At 33.2% G+C, this 21787-nt stretch carries 15 protein-coding genes; 2 read left to right on the forward strand and 13 right to left on the reverse strand.

Annotation, left to right across the window (positions count from 1 at the left end):
• Positions 1-240: 240 nt before the first annotated feature.
• From ABD077_RS06250 to ABD077_RS06300, 11 genes are all read right to left on the reverse strand, one after another.
• Entirely contained in the window at positions 241-684 is a 444-nt protein-coding gene (locus ABD077_RS06250) for a hypothetical protein (RefSeq protein ID WP_343911498.1), read from the reverse strand.
• 122 nt (positions 685-806) lie between these two features.
• Complete coding sequence (locus ABD077_RS06255; RefSeq protein ID WP_343911499.1) at positions 807-1283, reverse strand: pentapeptide repeat-containing protein; 477 nt, start codon at positions 1281-1283, stop codon at positions 807-809.
• Positions 1284-1294: 11 nt separating this feature from the next.
• Positions 1295-2185, reverse strand: a complete 891-nt coding sequence (locus ABD077_RS06260) for a hypothetical protein (protein ID WP_343911500.1) — start codon at positions 2183-2185, stop codon at positions 1295-1297.
• Positions 2182-2733 carry a hypothetical protein gene (locus tag ABD077_RS06265; RefSeq protein WP_343911501.1) on the reverse strand — a complete coding sequence of 184 codons (552 nt, stop codon included), beginning with the start codon at positions 2731-2733 and terminating at the stop codon, positions 2182-2184. The genes ABD077_RS06260 and ABD077_RS06265 overlap by 4 nt, the downstream gene beginning before the upstream one ends.
• Positions 2730-8276, reverse strand: a complete 5547-nt coding sequence (locus tag ABD077_RS06270; protein ID WP_343911502.1) for a fibronectin type III domain-containing protein — start codon at positions 8274-8276, stop codon at positions 2730-2732. The genes ABD077_RS06265 and ABD077_RS06270 overlap by 4 nt, the downstream gene beginning before the upstream one ends.
• Positions 8277-8299: 23 nt before the next feature.
• The gene (locus ABD077_RS06275) at positions 8300-10777 is read right to left on the reverse strand and encodes a hypothetical protein (RefSeq protein WP_343911503.1); all 2478 of its coding nucleotides are present in this window, start codon (positions 10775-10777) and stop codon (positions 8300-8302) included.
• Positions 10778-11070: 293 nt separating this feature from the next.
• Positions 11071-14619, reverse strand: a complete 3549-nt coding sequence (locus tag ABD077_RS06280; protein ID WP_343911504.1) for an efflux RND transporter permease subunit — start codon at positions 14617-14619, stop codon at positions 11071-11073.
• A 6-nt stretch (positions 14620-14625) separates the two neighbouring features.
• Positions 14626-15792 (reverse strand): efflux RND transporter periplasmic adaptor subunit, encoded by a 1167-nt coding sequence (locus ABD077_RS06285; protein WP_343911505.1) that lies wholly within the window; start codon positions 15790-15792, stop codon positions 14626-14628.
• A gap of 8 nt (positions 15793-15800) precedes the next feature.
• A complete protein-coding gene (locus tag ABD077_RS06290) occupies positions 15801-17222 on the reverse strand; it encodes a TolC family protein (RefSeq protein ID WP_343911506.1) in 1422 nt (473 codons plus the stop codon).
• A gap of 3 nt (positions 17223-17225) precedes the next feature.
• Positions 17226-17825: a TetR/AcrR family transcriptional regulator gene (locus tag ABD077_RS06295; protein WP_343911507.1), complete on the reverse strand. Its 600-nt coding sequence runs from the start codon at positions 17823-17825 to the stop codon at positions 17226-17228.
• Positions 17826-18032: 207 nt separating this feature from the next.
• The gene (locus tag ABD077_RS06300) at positions 18033-18920 is read right to left on the reverse strand and encodes a hypothetical protein (protein ID WP_343911508.1); all 888 of its coding nucleotides are present in this window, start codon (positions 18918-18920) and stop codon (positions 18033-18035) included.
• A gap of 167 nt (positions 18921-19087) precedes the next feature.
• Here ABD077_RS06300 and ABD077_RS06305 point away from each other — a divergent pair, with 167 nt between their 5' ends.
• Positions 19088-20062 carry a polyprenyl synthetase family protein gene (locus ABD077_RS06305; RefSeq protein WP_343911509.1) on the forward strand — a complete coding sequence of 325 codons (975 nt, stop codon included), beginning with the start codon at positions 19088-19090 and terminating at the stop codon, positions 20060-20062.
• 98 nt (positions 20063-20160) lie between these two features.
• Here ABD077_RS06305 and ABD077_RS06310 read toward each other — a convergent pair whose 3' ends face one another.
• Entirely contained in the window at positions 20161-20505 is a 345-nt protein-coding gene (locus tag ABD077_RS06310; protein WP_343911510.1) for a hypothetical protein, read from the reverse strand.
• A gap of 156 nt (positions 20506-20661) precedes the next feature.
• Between ABD077_RS06310 and ABD077_RS06315 the strand changes: the two genes are divergently transcribed.
• The gene (locus tag ABD077_RS06315) at positions 20662-21288 is read left to right on the forward strand and encodes a hypothetical protein (protein ID WP_343911511.1); all 627 of its coding nucleotides are present in this window, start codon (positions 20662-20664) and stop codon (positions 21286-21288) included.
• Positions 21289-21297: 9 nt separating this feature from the next.
• Here ABD077_RS06315 and ABD077_RS06320 read toward each other — a convergent pair whose 3' ends face one another.
• A complete protein-coding gene (locus tag ABD077_RS06320) occupies positions 21298-21672 on the reverse strand; it encodes a hypothetical protein (RefSeq protein ID WP_343911512.1) in 375 nt (124 codons plus the stop codon).
• Positions 21673-21787: the final 115 nt, after the last annotated feature.

Below are 21787 nucleotides of genomic sequence, written 5' to 3' on the forward strand. Positions count from 1 at the left end.
TTGCTAGGCATATTTTCATACTTCTTCTATTATTATGTGCGGCTTTTAGGCCATTTGTTACCATCACTAAGCTGTATTTTACTCTTTTACACTAGTTTTGTAACGCTTCGAACGAATGTTGTAAGGGCTTTCTCCTATTACGTTTATGGTTCGAAGGGTTGGTTTGTTTTTTAATTAGTTTCTATTTTATTCTTGCTGTCATGACTAGAGGTTCGTGTTAGCGGGCTTTGCACAGCTGGGTTAACTATCAAATACTTGTATATAAAAAGATTTATCTTTAATGAGACAATCGTCAAGAATCAATAATAATTTATTATAAATAACTATTTTATTGTCAATTAATGGTAATTTTAAACCTTTACCTCCTATAGATATTATCTCTCCTAACACAACTACTAATTTTCTTGGGTTATTCCTCAAAAATTTTTCTAAACCATTTCGACTTAAACCTGTTGGAAGAATATTTTTTTCAGAGATTAGATTTAATAACAATTCTTTGAGTCTTTCCCTAAATCTAATAACTTGATGTAAAGTTAAAACTGTAACATCTTGATTAAAATCTATATTAATTAATTCATTAATTTCTTCAAAGAATATAGTATAATCTGCTAAACTTAAATAGTTAGTTTTGTCAACTAAATCATCAATTATTTTTTGACTTGAAAATATTATAACTTTAGGCATTATTTTAAGAAAATTAAATGAACTTCATCCAAATTATTAATATTAAAATCTTTTGAAAACTGAACTCTGTTAAATCCTTTCTCTTTTGCAAATTTACCTATCATAGTTTCCAAACTGACTTATTATTCTAATACAATACTATTATTAAATGTGTCTGAAGAATATGTTAAGCCATTTATATTCGAAGAAATGAATTTGCAATTATTTAGTTTATTCGTAGAAAGATCAAATTTAGAAAAACAGCATAGTACAAAACTTACTCGTAAAAATTCTGAATCTATAATTTCTGAATTTTCAAAATTTGTTTTGTAAAATAGAACATCTTTTAAAGTAATATTGAAAAATCCAAAATCTATTGAATCAAATAAACAATCTTTAAAAACACAATTTTCAAAATTGGAATTATCAAAATAGACAGTTTTAAATCTTACTCTTTTAAAAGTACATTTCTCAAATACTGAATTTCTCAATCCGAGATTAACGAAATCAATATCATCAAAAAAGTATTCACTTATTTTAAACGAATCAATATTTTTTTTATTCCCGTTTTTATACTCTCGTAAAAAAATGTCTAATTCTTTATTTGAAATACTATTCATAATTTTTTACTTTATAAATTAACATTTACTTCTACAATTCGGTTTAATTGTTCTTGAGATAAGCCACTTTGATTTAACCAATTTCTTAAATCAGATAACTGATTTTCATTGATATACGTGCAGTCTAATAAAATTTGTTTAAATTTTATATCTCCAGAATTAGGGTCAATAAACTTTCCAGGAGGATGGACTACTCCATCTATAGTTTTTGATGTTGTCAACTCCTTTTTAATTGCACTTCCTATGGAATTAACGTTAAAATATTCACCAGGAGGAGTTTTAACATCCCAAGGAATTCTATTCTTATCATAAAATTCTATTCCTTTAGGACCTCTTTCAATATTTGATAATATATTTTGACTTTCTGCTTCTAATCCAGTCATTGCTTCCTTTCTAGTTGATGCTTTAATATTATACCCTTGGTCTGGGTCTTTAGCTAAGTCATTAAATCGATTTTCATTAATTAGGTATTTTAACGGGATATTTGAATTATCATCATTAGAAAAGGAATTAAATAGTATCGATTTATCTCCAGCTTTTTTAACTTTTCCATTTACAGTTAAAAAATCTTCAAAATTCTCTTCAATGTTATTAATCTTCCATAGACTATAACCCCCAGCGTTTTTAATTTCATCAGCTAATTGATCAACAGTATTGGGATTTGTTGCTAAATTATCTGAAATATTCTCTAAAGCGGCTTTGCTAACTCTTATTGCTTTTTCTTCATTAGCTAGGCTTAAAACTCTGTATGCATTAAAACCTTCATTCGTATTTAAGATTGTCTTAAATTCATCTGATGAATTGTCCAGGTCATCTGCTAAATTTGTAAAAGGACATTGACCGTATCCTAATTGAAGAAGAATAAAACCAATAAGGAGTAATATATATTTAAGTTGTCTCATGATTGGATGTCTTTAAAGTTCATAGATTCAAAATCATAATATCCTTTGCTTTTATTTGAGTCTTTAAGATTTAGATAGGATATAAGTAGCTTCTGGTTATATTCCATATCTTCTAATTGAAATTGATTTACTGGAAATAGTATACTTTGAACCCTTTTGTTTATCAGGTTTACAATCTGTACGGAACGCTGGCATAAAATAAATAGCTTATCCTCAATAAAAATGTTTTTTAAGAAACCATTATTTTTTCCAGTTGCTACATCAGAAATCTCAAAGTAGTTATCTTCATTTGGTTCGTAAATAAGAGGGTTTTTCTCTAAAGGAAGAAAAATGTGATTTCCATCTTTTGATTCTAAACAGAAGTTGTTCAAATTGCCAAATAATCCGCCATATTTATAATTCATATGCTGATTTTCTACCAGAGTATTATTTATTAAAAACTGATATTTCCAATGGAAGCGACCGTAATTAGGTTCATCATATTCTGTAGCAATTAATACTATGTCATTGTGTTTGCTGGAAAAAGTATGTGATATATCTAGTCTCATTTACAAGTCGGTGTTTCTATATTATGTTTTCTAAATAATTTGAAAGCTTCAATAAGTTTATCCAGTTTTGATGGATTAGCTTCTTTGAAAAGTTTAAGAGTATCATCAGATTTATTAATGTAATCTACTAAATCATCGGCTAATTCTTTTGGAAGATTATTAACTACTTCCTGTAATTCTGTAACGACACCAGTACCTTCTATTATACATTTTCGCCAAGTTTTGTCAGGAGCAATCTGTTCAATACTAATATTTTCGAAAGAGTTAGCATCCATTTTATGAAATGGGATACTAGCTTTTACTTGTTTTCCAGAAATTGACGCTGGTGTCTTGAACCATGGAGCAACCTCTCCAGTTGTTAGATTAATAGCTTCTGATACTTTATCAGATAAATCAAACTTGAAGTAGTAAGTGCCTGGAGTTAAATTATCTGCTAGCATCCTTGAGTCATAAGTGAAATATATTTCATCAACATCACCAGTCTCTTTTGCAATTTTTTCAATTGGAGAAACATATGATCCTCCAAGACTGGGATTGCTAGATGCCTGAAATCTATCAAATGATTCTCCTATATATTCTTTTGCAGGTTTAATTTCATCAATACTTCTAAATCCATCCATTGGAGGCCATATAACACCATTCCAATTATTAATATCATTTGCTTTAAATAGATCAAATAATTCATCAAAGTTCTCTTGTTCGAATAGATCTAATGCTGTTTTTTCTAGAGAAGGGTTATCAGGGAAAAAGTTTTTAAAAGCTATCTTCACTTCTTCAAGATCAAAACCTCTAGCAACAATGTTTTTATAATCCGATAAATTAGCTATCAACAATAATTTAGCTCTCGCTCTTCTTGCTTTTAATGCTAAGTCTGTAGAATTGCTAACTTTTCCTTCTGCTTCGATTTGTCTCAACCAACCTTTAGCTTCTTCAATTTTGTTTGCACCGATTTCGGCAATTTCATCTGGTGTTACTTTATCATCTAAAAGTCTATCTAAAAAATTATTTACTTGATCTTTAGAAGGAAGAGGTTTTGTGTTTTGTTTAGCTTTAGTAAATAATGTTTTAAGGTTTTTAACACCATCACTAAGTTCTCCAATTGCAATTACAGCAGTTAAAACGTTTAAAGATTCTAATACGGCTTTTGCATTCGGACTGAGATTTTCAGAAGATGACGTTAATGTTAAATTGACTCCAGATCCAACCATATCAGCAATGATATATGCTTTTCGTAAAGCGGATGGAGCTTTTGATAATGCTCCATAGCCAGTAGCCAAACTTGCAACGTCTATAGTAGCTTCAATACCGTCGATAATATTTTTAGTGTCTCCTACATTATTTGCATAATAAGCAATTATAGCAGGAGATAAAACTGGAGTTTTATTATAGTCACTAAGCATACTTAGTGAAGATTTGTTTACAAACCAAATAGGAGCAAAAGGATCTACATCTAAGGGATCTGTTGTAGGTAATTCTGTTAAGTTACAAGAAAAACTGTTTTGTATTGTAATAGTGACCGAATCATCAGATTTCCAGTTTGTTGTAGTGTCAGGATTACATGTTAAATATGGAAATGAAGAACTTAAAGAAGCAATTTCAAATACTCCATCCCAGAAACTTCTATGATAAAAATTAATGTTATAGTTAATAAACTCTTCGTCTGTATAATCTAATGCTTGACGCTTAAAAGTATCAGATTTTAAAGCTAGAGTAGAAATTGTTTTAATAAATTCCCGATAGTTATCTTCGGTTAACCAAGTATGATCATTGTCTATTTTATAGACTAATCTTTTAAGAATAAATTTGTCTTCCTGTACTTTTGATTTTCCTTTAAGCTTCTCAAATAAGTTTTCAATGTCACTATCTTTTGTGAATTTAAGAAGGCGAATAATCTCTATTTCAGTATTGTCATTTGTAACGACATTCCAATTTGTTAAAATACTTAAAGCAGTAATTTTATCATCTATACTAATTTCTTTTAGCTCGTTATCTGATAGGTTTCTTACACAATTTATTACTTGATTTAGTGGAGTAGTACTAGTGATATTAGACAGTGTTTCTAAACAATTAGAAAATTTACCCCTAACCTTATTAATAATATCTAGGTAAATACTTATAATATCATCGGTATCTACAGATTGTTCCATAAGAACGGAATATGCTTTTTCGGAAGTGTAAATACTATTCTTTAAAGCAGATATATCGGTTGTCGATTTAAGCTCTTTATATGAGTTTGATACTAATTCTGGATAACTATTGTTTAGAAAAGCGAGTTTGGAAACTATAAAATATTTGCTATTCCAAGCAATATCCTTACCAAGAAAATGTTGGACTAGGCTTTGATTTAGTTTAAATGATGGATCATATGGAGTTGGTTCGCTATATGAGTATTTTTTTTCTAATAATCGGTTTTCGGTTAAAGTTAACTTTTGAAACTTTTCATATGTATTAGACTTTAGTATATTAACTTGTTCATTTTCATTAAAAGTTAAATCTGTAGCGCTTACTTTTAATAATTTTCTAGAGTTGCCATCAGGAACTAGCGTGATTATTGAATTGTAAAAATTATCTTTACCCGTTTGATCATAATTTTTAAATCCTTTATATGTAAAGCCAAAACTTTCAATATTTAAATCTCCTTCAGGAAGATTTTTTTCAATTAATGCGGAATATGTTTTGCCACCTAATTTAAAGGATTGTAATGCTCCAGTTGGATATATTATGTATGGATTTAACTTATCTATTCCTGTAACAAAACTTAAATTTTTTGCTTCTTTAGGTAATGTTATAAAATTACCATTCACTGTGAGGAAAGTAAATGTTCCATCTGAATTAGCAAATTCTTTAGGAATTTTAGAAACTATTGTATTCTCCCCATCCTCATCACCTTGGAACCAGTAGATCTGAATGCCTGGAGCATGCATTTTTTCCCAGTCCATATGAGATAAGCGCACTCCAGTACCATAATCCATCAATAAGTCTGTTGTTCCGGTAGTATTGTATTTTTTAAATGGATGTTCTAATCCAAAGACTCCATGTCCTAATTCATGAGCCGCAGTTCGGCCTTTATCATCACCAGTAAAGACAAAACCAAATTGTCGTTTTAGAGGCATAAACCCTTCTGTACCCGAATCAGAAGGTGGAATATCAGTAACAAATAAATAATAGGTGTCTCGTTGATATCCTGGTAATGTTTTAAACTGGCTAATCCATGTTTTTTCACCTTCGGTATATTGTGATAGTAAACTGCTATCACCTACATCCAAGGTGGTATCTGATACCGTTAATGGCGAGGCAGAGGTAACATTAAATTGAACGCCTGCTGGGTTGTAAATTTTATTGATACGTTCACCAATACCAGATAAACTTGCGCCATTAACCGAGATTAATTTTACATTGATCGTGGCTACATCCTGATTTGCTAGATGCCATAAATTTGCTGCTCCCGCTACTTTGTACTTATCCGTAGAATCTTTAGGTCTAACCGTAGCGATGATTTGTTGTTTGGCAAAATCAAAAGCTTTTTTAAGGGATAGGGTTGCGGTTGTACTATCGCGATCCCAGGTGGCTTGTACTTTGGTTCCTTCTTTGGTTTTAAAAATAATATCCGAAGCACTGTGATCGTTTGTGCTAATGGCTACTTCTGCAGTTACAAAATCTGTAGGATGATCTGGTAATGCAGCGATTGCTTTATACGGGATGTTGTATTCTCCACCGCCAGATATCGGTACTTTGTCATATTCATTGGCAATGGAACCACCAGCATTTTCCGGTACGGTATCGAAGCTATAAAATCCGTTAGTATTGTTAAAGGTAACCGTAATCCCGGCTGCCGTAATTTCATTAACACCACCACTGGATACTCCATCGGTGTTTCCTGAATTAGCAGGACCTCCTTCTGCTTGCTCTCCTTTAGATACATCGCCATCTGCATCTACATGCCACTCTTCTCCGGTATTGTCTACAAATATGATGTCATTACCACCATCAAATGTATCTGGTATTGGGCCATCTGAAGTAATAATGATAATATCTCCATTTTCATCAATTTCAATATTTGTAATATCTACATCTACATCGATCACCTGAACATCACCATCATCGCCAAGAATTGTATCTATGATAACGTCACCATCTACAATACTACCCCAGTTTGGGTCATAGGTAGTAACTACAAAACCATCTACCAGTTTCATCTCGGTATTGATTTTGATATTTTCGAATTTTACAGGAATACGTACTGTTGCCAACCAAGGTGTACTGATATACCCTTCTCCGGTAAAAGAAGTGGATCCTGATACTTCTTTCACATATACAGGAAAATCGCCCGCAGTAAATACATCGTTTACAAAAAGTTCGGTGAGTAGTTCCTGATTCGATAGATCCACAGGATCTGGTTGTATACCACAAGAAGCATAATCTGCTAGTTCTTCGCTAAGTGTTCTAAAGGTGTCTACTGGAGATTCTCCAAAACTATTCTGAGTACAGTTCCCAACAACCCTATATTCATAAACGGTGTCTGCTTTAAATTCATCGATGGTTACATAATCTCTTGGAGTAGTTTTGCTATACCATCTGTCACTACCGGCTTCTCGATATTTTATCGTATAATCTAAATGATCCGGATGTCCAATCCAACTAATAGTAGCATTGGTCATACTTACATCTTGCACCTGAATATTACTTGGTAATTCGCAATTAGCTTGGTAATCGAACCAGAAGATTTCACTATTTCCGTTATTATTAAATACCGAAACTTCTTCGCCATTATTGGTAGCAAATGCTCGCACGCGCCAAGCATATCTTTTACCCGCTAATAACAAAGGCTGAACAGGGCCGTACAACAAGGAAGTATTGGTTGTAACTTCTTGGTATAATGGTGGTGATGCTACAAAAATAGCTTGCGGATCTATATAAGGATCCCAAACTTCTACAAGACTAAATTCGTACGAAACATTCGGTACATTGATATGTCTTGGTGTCCATTGAAAAATAATATTCGTAGGGTTTTGCTCACTTATTTTAGCTTGGTTATCAGGTTTATTCAAAAACGGGGGATCGTTATTGATCAGAAAAATAGTGGCGCAATTTTTTGATGACAATCGATTTCCAGTAAAAGCATCAAATACTTCAAAACAAAACCTATACGATCCATCCGGTAGTGGACTGTTATATTGTACTGAGGATATCCCTTGTAAGTTTTGTTGTTCGAAATAAGGTGCTAATTCTGATATCGTTAGGTTTAAAGGAATACCTCCATCTAAGATTAAAGTGGGTGCTCCGATAACTACTGGGGCACTAATGGCGTTGATTCCATTGCCTTCTATAGCCACTGCTAACCGAACTTCTCTGCTGGATGCCGTTACATCACTTAATACTAGTTGAACTCTTAGAGGACTATTGGTAATTCCAGAATTAGCATATCCAGACAGATTGGTAGGATATGGAGGAATGGCTTGTGGAGTAATACGAACAGGAAAAGTTTGCGCCAAGGCAACCTTTAGCTGTAATAGTGCTATTAGTATAAATAATAGTTTCTTCATAAGCGTTTTGGGGTAATTATCAACTAGTTATCCGAACTGCGATATAGCTCGTCGAAATAGATGATAATTTGCTCCTCTAAATATATGTTAATTTTTTCTAAATCTTTTTTCTCGGAATACATCCTAAATGTAGCTTCCTGAGTGCGTTCTTTTATGTTTTTAATATGGTCACTATTAGCGATTACCTTATTACCTTTTAATAATTGATCTACTTCTATTCTAAGGAATAGATATGCTTCAAACTTTTCTCCTTCTACCTCATATTTGGTATAGATCTTCATGTATTCGAATTGTGCTTCTTCTGAAGCTGCATTTCTTTCTGCCTCGGAGAGTGTGTGTAATGGATGATTTTCTAATTCAAATTTCGCTTTAGCATATACATCCTTCATTTGCTGATCCTTATTTACCAGTTCTTTGCGTAAACTGGATAATGTAGATCGCAATATGTTCTGATATACTGGGATATAATCTTTGCGTACATAAATACTATCCAGAAAATCAATTGCTAAATTTTTGAAATCTTCATCCAATACTGCTTTTTGCTTGAGTTCTACTAATTCATTTTGTAATTTAGATACTCCAAAAGCTTCTTTTTTATCGAAATATTCTTGGTTTGAAATGGTTTCTATTTGATCAGCAACCTTATTGGCATTACCTTCATAAATAATACCTCGATAACGGAATCGATAGTAATTTTGCTTGTCAAGCTTTTCTTCTAGTTGCTGTAGCGTGTCTTTTGATTTTTTAGTATTCTTTTTATCATTTGAAGAATTAGGATCTCTTTTTCTGAATCGTAAATCAGGTTTTTTAACATCAAATGAATAACTATATCCAAGGGTAACCGTAAAATCATTAGCACTGGCTGTTGAAGTATTATTTCTAAACAAGGCTAGTGCATTTAAATTCAGATTATGTTTTTCTTTATATACATAACCAGTATTGGCTCTAAAGTTTGTGACGTTCCCTTGCGAAGTTCCGTTGGCTAAACTTTGATTATAAGAAGCGGAAAATCCTGTTCTTAGTTTCTTGTCAAAAAACTGTTTATTAATGGATAATGTTGGGCCATAGGTTAGGGCATCGTTTTCTTCAATAACATTGTAAGCAGCATTTACAGCACCGTTTATAGTTAATGCATTTTCGGGATATGCTATGGAATAGTTGGCTCCTAGATTATAAAAGTCTGTTTGATTATTCGTTTCATCTGCGGTGCCTTGTTCATCTTTAGTGGTCTGATATGTAAGATTTAAACCGATATTTTGTTGTTTCCGCTTGCTTTGTGAAAGGATGTATCCAAGATTCAAAGAAGCGTTTTGCGATACCTGCTTAAAGTCTAAGGTATCAAGAGTTTCTACAGGGTCCACTTCGTTAATAATATCAAAGGCTGTTCTAATATTGGTAAAGGATTGAAAATTAGAATAAGAAGCAGCAATGTTAAATCGGTCAGATGCTTTGATATTCGTATTTAGTGCTGCTACAACCCTATTGGATTGAGATTCTTTTTCATTTTTGAGATCATCTCTTTGTAAACCAGCATTTAAGGCAAGTGATACACGTCCGTTAAATAACTCTTGTGTTGCGTTTGCAGTGATGTTTTCTAAGTCATTATTAAAGAAATATGCCCCGAAGGTTCTGTATTGAGGATCAATTCGTTCATAACCGATACCAAGACTACCTTTTCCAAAAGAATAAGTAATATCCGCATTAAAAGCAGTATAATAGTCAGTAGAGGCTTTTTCGTTAATAAAGAAACCTAGTGGATTGCTGTTTGCATCTGTTTCGTCATCGTTTAGATTTTCGGTAACGGCACTTTGTGCTACTTCTAGATTAAAGTTTAACCCTTTGGTAATCTCAACTGAAGAGGCTAGGCTGATTACTAAGTTTTCTTTAGGATCAATATTAAGATTATCGGGTATCGGAATTTCTAAAGAAGAAGCTTCATCTTTTGCTTTGAAAAAAATCAAACCGATATTAAATCTATTGAAATCATATGAGGTTTTTAATCCATATCCCATTCTTTTGTATGCGGGTATTGCTTCGGGTACTTCAGAATTGTATTCGGTTGCTTTTAAAAACCTACCGTATAAAGCACTAATTTTAAACGGACCATTTGGGGTAAGATCTGTTCCAAAACCTGTAAATTGATGTCCACTCACTGTATATGGGGAAAAAGTCATGGCAACATCTCCAATATGTGTTGCTACCCATTTATATGAAGGATGAATGCTAAGTCTGTTAATTTTAAAGGGTGTACTATAAGCAAAATCCTGATTTGTATATGAAAATGATAAAGGGATGTTGTAAATACCACTTATGTTAAAATTTAAATTACCATTAAGAAAGTAAGTAAAAGGTTCTCTGTTGGCAGTGCCATTATAGTACACAGAATTAGCAGAAATTCCCCCATTAATCTTGACTAAAGGAGCTTTTCCAATTTGACCAAGGTCTTGGCCAAGAAGGGGAGAAGTGAGTAAAACCAGTAAATAAAGTAATCTTTTATTCAATATGGGGCTTGATTTGGGGTTGGCGAATTTAAGTTTTTTTTAACATTTAACAAAGGGAAAATTCTAACTTTCAGAACTTTAACAGAATATGTAATCTTATTCTTACTTATCCTTTTGTTTTTGAGCTATTTTTCCGACTTTCCTATAAGTAAGTGTCTTTATGGAGGTTAATGTTACCATGAAAAACAATATTTTTTTTATTGCTCTAAAAAATCTTGTGGTTATTATTGAATTATGGGCATAAAAAAACGCCACATTTCTGTGGCGTTTTTTTGGTACAATTAAGATGTGAATTAAGTAGCTGATGGTATCGGCATTTCGCCACTTTCATCACTTTCTAATTCTTCTTTTTCTTCCTCATTAAGTATTGGTGTAGCACTTCTTTTTCTACTGAACCAAACTTTTACCTTGTGTACTATAAAGAATAAACATGGTACAATGATCAGTGTTAGGAAGGTTGCTATGATTAATCCATAGATTACTGCCCAGGCAAGAGGTCCCCAGAAAATCACATTATCACCACCAATATAAATTTTAGGATCAAAATTCGCGAATAAGGAGAAGAAATCTATATTAAATCCAACTGCTAATGGAATCAGACCTAATACGGTTGTAATAGCAGTAAGAATTACGGGTCTTAGACGTGCTCTTCCTCCTTTTACGATTAGTTTCATTACCTCATCATTATCAAGATGTTCGTTTTCTGGAATATTGAGTTCTACCTTTTTACGATCAATTAACAATTGCGTATAATCCAATAATACCACACCATTATTTACTACAATTCCTGCGAGTGATATGATTCCCATCATGGTCATCATAATTACGAATGCAGCACCAGTGATCAGAATTCCACCAAATACTCCAATAAAGCTTAAGAAGATGGCAATCATGATAATAGTAGGTTTAGAAATAGAACTAAACTGGAAAATAAGGATTAACATAATAAGTCCTAATCCCGCAAAAAAGGCTCCCATTAAAAACTCCATTTGCTTATTTTGCTCTTCGATCTGACCCGTATAATTGATTTTAACACTGTTTGGTTTATCTTTAAAACTAGCCATCTCAGTTTCTATTTGTGCTACAATAGCACCTGCGTCGGTATAACCGGGTTGTAATCCAGAATATACCGTAACCACTCTTTTGGTATCTCGATGCTTGATCGCACTAAATGAAGAAGTATTCTTTTTGGAAGCTACCGCAGAAACTGGAATCTCTTTCAATCGTCCTGTAGCTTGATCTCTAAACGTGATATTCTGATTGAATAATGCACTAGTATTGTAGCGGTCATTTTTATCAAAACGCACATAGATGTCGTAATCTTCTCCATCTTTTTTGTACACTCCAGCTTTCTCACCAAAAATAGAACGACGTAATTGGTTTCCAACTTGTCCAGCTGCTACACCTAATTCACCTGCCTTTTGTCTATCAACAGCTACCTGCATTGCAGGTTTTCCTTTATTAACATCAATTTTTAGTTCTTCGATACCAGGAATATTCTTTTCATTGATGAAGTTTCTCATACGTTCTGCAACGTTTATTAATTCATCATAATCTTTTCCTTCGATTTCGATATTTATAGGATATCCAGCTGGCGGACCTACGGCATCTTTTTCTACAGAAATGGCAACACCCGGATAGATTCCTTTCAATGCTTTTTGTACTTTGAATCGTAATTCTTCAGAGTCTTTTCCTTTTCTGAATTTAAACTCTCTCATAGCGGCAATGATCTTACCACGATGAGGCATTTCTGCACTACTACCACCATCTGTTTGTGGATTTCCTGCTCCTTCACCTACCTGTGATACGGCAGCTTCTACCAAGAAGTTGTGATCTTCGCCTTCGATATATTCTTCATCATTAATAATAGCGTATACACGATTTTCAATTTCCTTGGTGATTTTATTCGTTTTTTCGATATCCGTTCCTTGGGGATATTCGATATATACTATAATTTGATTTGGTGTATTATCTGGGAAGAATTCTACCTTGGTTCTCTGACTTCCAACCGAAGCACCAAATGCTCCAAATACCACAAATAATAATAGGAATGTTCCGAAGACAAATGCATAGGTTCTCCATCCTCTTAAGGCAAAAGATAGAAAACGTTGGTAGGTATTTTCTAACCAAGTTAAAATCCTTGTTTGGAAAAAAGTGGCCATTCTTTTTAAAAGATACTTATAGATCCAGAACATGATCGCGGTAAAGATCATTAAGGTTCCTAGTCCTCTTGCTGGTCCACCAACAATCATGATAAATATTCCAAATCCACCAAGAATCAAACTTAAACGAATTAGTTGTTTTAAAGTCAACTCTCTTTCACCTATATCCATAAACTTAGAAACAAGCATAGAATTGAAAAATATTGCCACGAAAAGAGAGGATCCTAATACCACAGATAGCGTTATCGGGAAATAAATCATAAACTGTCCCATAACACCAGGCCACATACCAAGTGGTACGAATGCTGCCACTGTGGTTAATGTAGAAACAATTATAGGGAAGGCGATTTCACCAATTCCTTTTTTGGCAGCTTCAATACGAGACATACCTTCTTCTTCCATCAAACGATATACGTTTTCTACTACTACAATACCGTTATCTACCAGCATTCCTAATCCCATGATCAGGGCAAAAAGAATCATTGTGTTCATAGTATATCCTAATAAGGATAGTACCATAAAGGATATAAACATAGACATCGGTATGGCAAAACCAACGAATAATGCATTTCTAAATCCTAAGAAAAACATCAAAACCCCTACTACTAGGATAATCCCGAAAATGATATTGTTTACCAGATCATCCACTTGATTAATGGTTTTAGTAGATTGGTCATTAGCAATACTGATATTTAAATCAGTAGGGAATACATTTTCCTGCGCATCAGCCACAATCACTCTTATTTGATCAGCAGCTTCTACCATGTTTTTCCCAGAGCGTTTTTTAACCTCTAGCATTACTACATTATCACCAAACTCTCTAGCATAAGTGGTTTTGTCTTCCTCTTTAAAAGTAACTTTGGCAATATCTCTAAGATAAACAGCTCCATCCTGAGATTTTACCACAAAATTGTCTAGTTCTGAAGGTTGATCTATTTCACCAAGAATTCTGATAGTTCTTCGCTGTCCACTGCTAATCATATTACCTGCAGACATCGTAATATTACCATTTCTAATCGTATTCAAGACATCATCAAAGCTTACCTTTGCCGCCATCATTTTATAGATATCTACAGCTACTTCTACTTCTTTTTCCTGAGCTCCTCGTATATCTACTCCTTTGATCTCTTTTAGATCTTCAATCTCATCCTCTAGATATTCTCCAAACTGTTTTAACTTATCAACTGGATAATCTCCAGTAATGTTAATGTTCATAATTGGAGTTTCCTCTGAGATACTTAAGTCGAAAACATTTGGTTCTACCTTAGCTCCATTAAAGGTTGGCCAATCTTCATTAGATTTTTCAGAGTCTACTTCGTCTTTTACCTTTTGTTTAGCTTCCGCAACCGTAAATTTTTCTTCAAATTCTACGGTGATGATTCCGTAATCCTCCTGCGAAGTGGATACGATTTCTACTACACCTCCAAGGTTCTTTAGCTTATCTTCTAGCGGATCGACAATTAATCGCTCTATATCTTCTGAGGTATTTCCCGGATATGGAACGCTAATGTATATTTTAGTTTCATTAATTTCTGGGAAATTCTCTCTTGGCATCGAGAAATATGCCGATAACCCAAGAACGAAGAAAATCGCCATCATCACATAGATGGTTGTTGGGTTGTCGATGGCCCAAGACGATAATCTAAATTCTTTATCTACTTTTTTCTTATTTACTTCCATAAGATGTTAGTTTATAATTTCTACTTTCTGACCATCCTTAACACTTCTTGCTCCTTCACTAATGATATCATCACCATTCGTGATCCCTTCAAGAATTTCGATATAATCTCCTTGAGTTTTTCCTGTTTTTACGATGGTACGTTTTGCTTCGGCGATGTTTTTTGCATCTTTTCCAGAAGTTACATAAGCATACTGATCTCCCTCTGCATTTTCTGAGATAATACTTTGTGGAATTAAAATCGCTTTTTCGCTCGTATAATCGTTGATCTGAACTTTGGCAGTCAGATTAGGTTTGATAATCCCGTCTTTATTAGGAACTGCTACTTCTACTGTAAACGAACGGTTATTTGGATTGATGTAGTTTCCTACCTGACGAATTTTTGTATCGATTGTTTTTCCTAAAACTGGAAAATATACTTTCGTTTCTTTTCCTTTCACAATACTAGAAATATAACTTTCTGGAACTTCTACCTCTATATACATGTCGTCTAGGTTAACAATACGGATCAATTGTGATTGTCCTGGAGCAACCACACTTCCTTGCTCAGTAATTACATCATCTACAATTCCAGAGAATGGAGCAGTTACGGTAGCTTTTGCTAATTGGCGTTTCATTTGGTCAACACCATTCTTCGAAGACTCATAGTTTGTTTTGGCTTGAAGGTACTGAATCTCGGAACCTATTTTTTGCTCCCATAACTTTTTCTGACGTTCATAGGTTGTTTTAGCTAATTCTGCTTGCACTTCCATTTGTGCTACTTGTTGACTAAGACCTCCATCATCAATTCTTGCAAGAACCTGACCTTTGGAAACTCTTTGTCCTTCTTTAACTAAAACTCTAACCAGTGTTCCTGCAGCTTCTGGATATAGTACAATGTTCTTTTTAGTTTCTACACTTCCTTGTAACTCTAAATAGTGGTTAAATAAAGTGTCTTTGGCAGTAATGGTAGTTACTAAAGGTAATTTTTTGATGCTATCCAGAGATGCAATAGCTTCATCTAGCTGCTTTAGTTTGTTGGCAATTTCCTGCTGTTCTGTTACGATCTCGCTTCTCTTTGCTCTAATCGCAGTTAAATCTCCGTCTTCGATAACTTTTTCTATAGACGTTCCATCTTTTTGTCCGCAAGAGGCAAGAAGAAGGGATACTGAGAATATGATAAGTATTTTTTTCATGAGTATGTCTAGTTATTTGGTGTATTAAGTATTGTTTCTAGTTTGGCTTTGTTGTTTATAATGGTAAGCATCGCTTGTAGTACTTCTTGTTGTACACTGTATAATTGTAATTGTGCTTGCCTTAATTCAAAACTCGAAGCCAATCCTTCGGTATATTTGATTTGATTTTTATTTTCTATTCTTTCAGCTAAAGAAAGATTCTGTTTTGATGTTTCATACGTTTCTAAAGAAAGCTGATAATCGCTTACTGTAGAATTGTACTGAAGTTGGATTTGTTGTTGTGCTTCAATAAAAGAGGTATTTGCTTGCTCAAAAGCAATTCTTGCTCTTTGTGTTTTAGCACTTCTTCCTAAGGAACTGAAAATTGGAATGTTTAGGCTAACTCCCAAAATAGAAGATTGAAACCAGCGCTGGTCATTTTCTAAAAATGTAAAAGAATCGCTATTCGCTTGTGTGCCATAGTTTACAAATGCCGATAATGTTGGTAAAGCTTTACTTTTTTCTAGTTTAAGTTCTAATCTTCTTTGTTCAGTTAACAGATATCCTAATCGGTAATCGATATTGTTTTCAATAACAAATGGTTTTAAACCAACAGAATTGTCTATGTTTTTAGTTGTTAGACTATCCAAACTATCAGACAATACGGTATTAGAATCTACATCTACTCCGATGGTAAGATTAAACATTTGCAAAGCTATTTTTGCTAGCCTTTCTGCATTGTTCAACTGATTTGTAATTTGTAATAAGGTAATCTGCAGTTGTTCTACATCCTCTTCTTCGGCTAGACCGTTTTCAAATACCTTTTTTCTTTCTTCATAGTTCTTTTCTAAAGCAGCTTTGTTATTCTGAAGAATCTTTACACTTTCATCCGATACCAAGACACTTCCGTAAGCGTTGATCACACTTTCACGAACATTAAGTTGCGTTTTTTCTTGTGAATCATTGCTGTATTGTAAAAAGCTTTTAGCAGCTTCTAGACCTACAAGGTAAGACCCATCAAAAAGTAATTGCGATAAGGTGGCACTAGCAGTAAGTTGTTGTTTGGTTCCAAATACTACTGGAATGAAACCTTCCAGAGGATCTGGAGAACCATTAGCGGTTAAATCAAAAAATTCTTCTACAGTATTAATGGTACTTTCTCTATTGTCAAAAGCAGAGGCTGGTAATAAAGAAACCGGTTGTTTTAATTGATTTTGGTAATCAATAGCCGCGTTTATTTGTGGTAAACCGGTGGCGGTTGTTTCCCATTTCTGTTTAAGTGCTTTAGCTACATCACGTCTGGCGTTGATAGATTGATAACTATTTTCCAAAGCAAATTCTATAGCTTCATCTAAGCTAAATGAATATTGAGAAGAAGCAGGAGTCTGCTGTGCAAAAGAAAATGTTATGAATAAGCTAAAGAAACATAAGGACCAAAGGTTGTTTCTCATAATTTATGGTTGTTTTAATAGATTGTTTAAAATTTTTAAGCCTTTTTCTGTGGCAATACCACGTACGTGGTATTCTAAGTAATCAGTCATTAGTTTAGCAACTGGAAACGTGTGAATTGGGAACATCTCTTGATCTTTGATACCGGTCATTCCCATAAAATAGAGTCTGGAAATTGTTTCAACATCAATATTATCTCTAAAAACTCCAGTTCGTATTCCTCTTTCTAAATTGTCGATTACACATTCCTGCATCGTATCAAATTGTCGAACTTTAAGGCTGCTATGAATTTTTGGATAGTATTTCTGAAGTTGATATTGAGGAGATGTTTTTTCACCTTTTAAATGGTGCATTACAAAAGCCTTGATAGCATATAGTTCCTCAATCGGTTCTTTATTTTCTTCTAAAATAGCATCGATTCCATCGCTAACCGTGCAGAACAAATGATCGGTTGTGGCTTCAACTAACTTTGTTTTATTCTGAAAATGCGCATAGATAGTTTTCTTAGAAATTCCCATTTCCGAAGCAAGATCATCCATTGTAACACTCTTAAAACCTAGGTTTAAGAACATGTCATTCGCTTTTTCTATTATTTTTTCCTTCATATGGGGTTTACTTAATTACTGTGCAAATGTACGTGAGGAAACTTTAAAAACATTAAAAGTTTCCTAAGTTTCACAATTTTTTAACACTGATCTAACATGAATCGTCATTTTAGAGGGCCGAACTGTTGTTATTTTTGTTTTTTTTAAGTACAACGAAAAAGGCTGTCCAAATTGGACAGCCTTTTTAACAAGATCTTAGTTCTTAAATTAATTATAAAGCTTTTTTCGGAATCTAGTATAAGCTCTAAAACTTCCTGTAGAAGATTGGTCGCGTACTACGCGTAATCGTCTTCCGTATCTTCTTTCAGGACTAAAAGGAGGCCAGCTTGGATCTACAATATGCACAGTCCAGTAACTGGAATTCCATATACCATTTTCAAGCTCTACTTCTTTTCTTAGCTGCCATGAATTAATATATCGATAGAATTTTACGGTAGTTTGTCCGCAAATAACATTTGTCCAGGTAAAAGCTTCATTTAATTTTCTCCAGTTTCCTCCAAATACCGATTGTCTTGTATTATTGGTCCAGGTTTGTGAGTCACAGAATTCTATAAAATCAGGATTTGAATTCAAGGGAACTTGACAACGCTGACTTCTAAAAGTGTTTTCAGATTCATTATAACAACTACTGCTTTTTTCAAAGATTTCTTCGTAGTTATTATCTAAGATTTCTACCTTTTCGAAAGAAGAGTCCATAATTCTTCCGGATGCTTTGAAGGCATCGTAACCAGCTGCTTTGGCTAATGCTTCAGGAATCGCTACATCTTGGTCTGTGAGTTCTATAAATAATTCGAAAGGAGAATGATTTTCCATTTCTATCATCAGTTCTTCGTTTTTTAAAAGGTCATAATCATATAATTTAATAAGTTGAAATATTTCATATTCATTATCATTTTCGTCGCCAATTTCAAAAAGTGTGACATCCAATCCATTTTTCTGTATATGAGCTATTTCTCTCGATTTTGGAAGTATATTGTCATTAAATTCTCCAACCGAATCCTGAACCGAACTGTATTCTGACTGTGGTTTCTCACAAGAATACGTAATAATCATTGTGAGCATTAGCGCTAAAGTTTTAAAAGTGATTTTTTTCATGTGTAAAAGGTTTATATGATTTGCAGCAAAGCTATTTTGAGTATAATTTTTGGATGTCCGAAAACTTTTACATTCAAAATATTAGGACATATTTTGTGTGCACAGGATCTCATTTTCAAGGATTGTTTTTTTATTTTTTGTCATACCTTAGCACAAAAATTCATTCAGTGCATACCATTTCAGATTACCAAGAATATTTTATAGATTATTTATCAGAGAATACTACACAAAAAGAACCTAAGAATCTCTATGAGCCTATTTCTTATATACTAACACTTGGAGGCAAAAGACTCAGACCTGTTTTAGTATTGATGAGTTGCGAAATTTTTGGTGGTTCATATAAAAAGGCTTTAGATGCAGCTTTGGCAATAGAGGTTTTTCATAACTTCTCTTTAGTGCATGATGATATCATGGATGATGCTCCGCTGAGAAGGGGAAAAGAAACCGTTCATGAAAAATGGGATGTAAATACAGGAATTCTTTCAGGAGATGCGATGTTGATCAATGCATATCAACTTTTTGAAAATTATGAAGGAGATATTTTTAGACAGTTAGCGCAGTTGTTTTCAAAAACAGCAATTGAAGTTTGTGAAGGACAGCAGTATGATATTGATTTCGAAACACGTGATGACGTTACTATTCCTGAGTATTTAACAATGATTGAATATAAGACAGCAGTTTTGGTGGCAGCAGCCATGAAAATGGGAGCGATCATAGCTGAGGCTTCTGATAATTGTAGATCATCTGTTTATGATTTTGGACGATTATTAGGAATTGCATTTCAATTGCAAGATGATTATCTGGATGCTTTTGGAGATCCAAGTACTTTTGGAAAACAAGTAGGAGGAGATATTATTGAAAATAAGAAAACCTTTTTGTATCTGAAAGCGATAGAAAATGGGGATGATAGTTTAAAGAAGCAATTAGAAGGTTTGTTTTCTTTGCATCCAGAAAACCCTTCAGAAAAGATTCAAACAGTTAAAGGCATTTTTGAAACAACTGGTGCTAAAGAAAGTACAAGACAGGAAATTGAGAAATATACCAAAATGGCTTTTGATGTATTAGAAGGTTTGTCAATTTCAGATGACAAAAAGAAAGTTTTGGAGACTTTTGGTAAACAGTTAATGAATAGAACTGTATAAATAGAAAGACCTGATCAGAAAATCAGGTCCACGCTTGGTTTGAGGCAAAAAAACACTGCGTAATAAGGTTAATAAAATTGTAATAGGTATATGTTTTATTAACTCCTTTTATTTTTAGTAATCTTGATCGAGTGAAAAGTAAAATCAGAATTTGCGGTGAAGTTTTCTCCAGTTTTTACATTCATAAACTTCCACTGATATCCTTTTTCTGTTTCTTGCACATCAGATCTAGCTATAGAGGATATAGGAACACCAAGATAGTTTTGGATAATAGTATTGATTTTTGTGTTTATTTCTCCACTAACATTATTTTGTGATGATGCTTGGGTAGTTATGTTCTGAGAAGTAGTTACTTTTACTTCTTTAGTTTTTAATGTTTCTTTAGAACCTGAACAGCTTACTGCTGCGAATCCTAAGAAAACAATAAGTAGTTTTGCTTTCATAATGAGTTTGTTTCTTGTACAAATGTATTATTAAACCGTATTTTTTTTATGGTTTAAGTGTATATAAAAAATGAAAAATTAGATGATTTGTTGGATTTATCGATGAAGTGCAAATGCTACAGAGTATAAAAAGAAGTAATTGTTAATTGTATTAAAATGAAGATGTTTACTGGGCTTTTATTTATAGTAATTATCCATGTCGGTTATGGTCAAGATAAATTTGATAAGGTTAATGATCGTTATGAATTTTTTTTAGAAAGAATTAATGTAAAGGATACCTTGTTAAAGAATAGAACAAAATATTATAAATGTGGGGAGGATATATCTGGCAGAATTGAATATTATTATGAGAAGGATGAGTTAAAATTGATGATGCATATATACAAGCAAGGTTTTGGAAATAATTCGTTTTTGGAGAATTATTTTATTCAAAACGATTCATTGCGGCTTAAAACAGTAATATCAGAAGAGATTTTTTTTAATACACTCTATAAAGAGAGTAGTCAAGGAGTGTCTTCTACTAGTGTTGAAAAAGTTGTCGAAATTACTGAACAACGAATGCTTTTTAAAGAAGATGATGTTCCAGCTTGTATTGAAAGAAGGCATGGAGCAATACTTTCAGAGTGGGATCAAGGATATTTTGACTCCTTAGCATTTGATAAAGGAGCTTGCATTGAAAATAAGGAAGATATCTTATATAAATATCGTTTACTTAGAAAAGCAGAAAAAAAGCTAGAGAGTTATTCGAATAGAAATCCCAAATGTATTTTTCATATTTGGTAAAAGGAGTATCTAAAAGTCCGAAACCTGTGTGTCTTCTTTTTTGTTATTCTTTTCTATTTTGACAGTATTAAATTTTAGATCCGAAAATCCTTTAAAGCTACTTCCATTTCTAACATTTAAAAATTTCCAGTAATAACCATTATCTGTTTTAGTTATTGGAGATATAGCTATTGAAGAAATGGAAATACCAAGATGACTTTCGATAATCGTATTTATTTTCTTCTGAATTTTTGGATCGTTTACTTCTCCTGCTCTGGTTGTTTTGTCTTTTTTAACAAAATAGGGATTGTTATTAGGATCGAAATTAGAGGTGGCTACTTTTTTGTTGCTAGAACAAGACGATAGTGCTATTGCTGCTAATAGCGTTAGAGCTAAGTTTTTCATGATGTTTTTGGGGTCTTAATGTTTTAATTATCATAAAATTACTAAAAGAAAAGCAGATTTGGTCTCATAAGCTCTAATATTAGATGACAAGTAATTTTTCTAGATAAACTACCAA

This window comes from Aquimarina litoralis (assembly GCF_039523995.1).
In the GTDB taxonomy this organism is placed as follows: Bacteria; Bacteroidota; Bacteroidia; order Flavobacteriales; family Flavobacteriaceae; genus Aquimarina; species Aquimarina litoralis.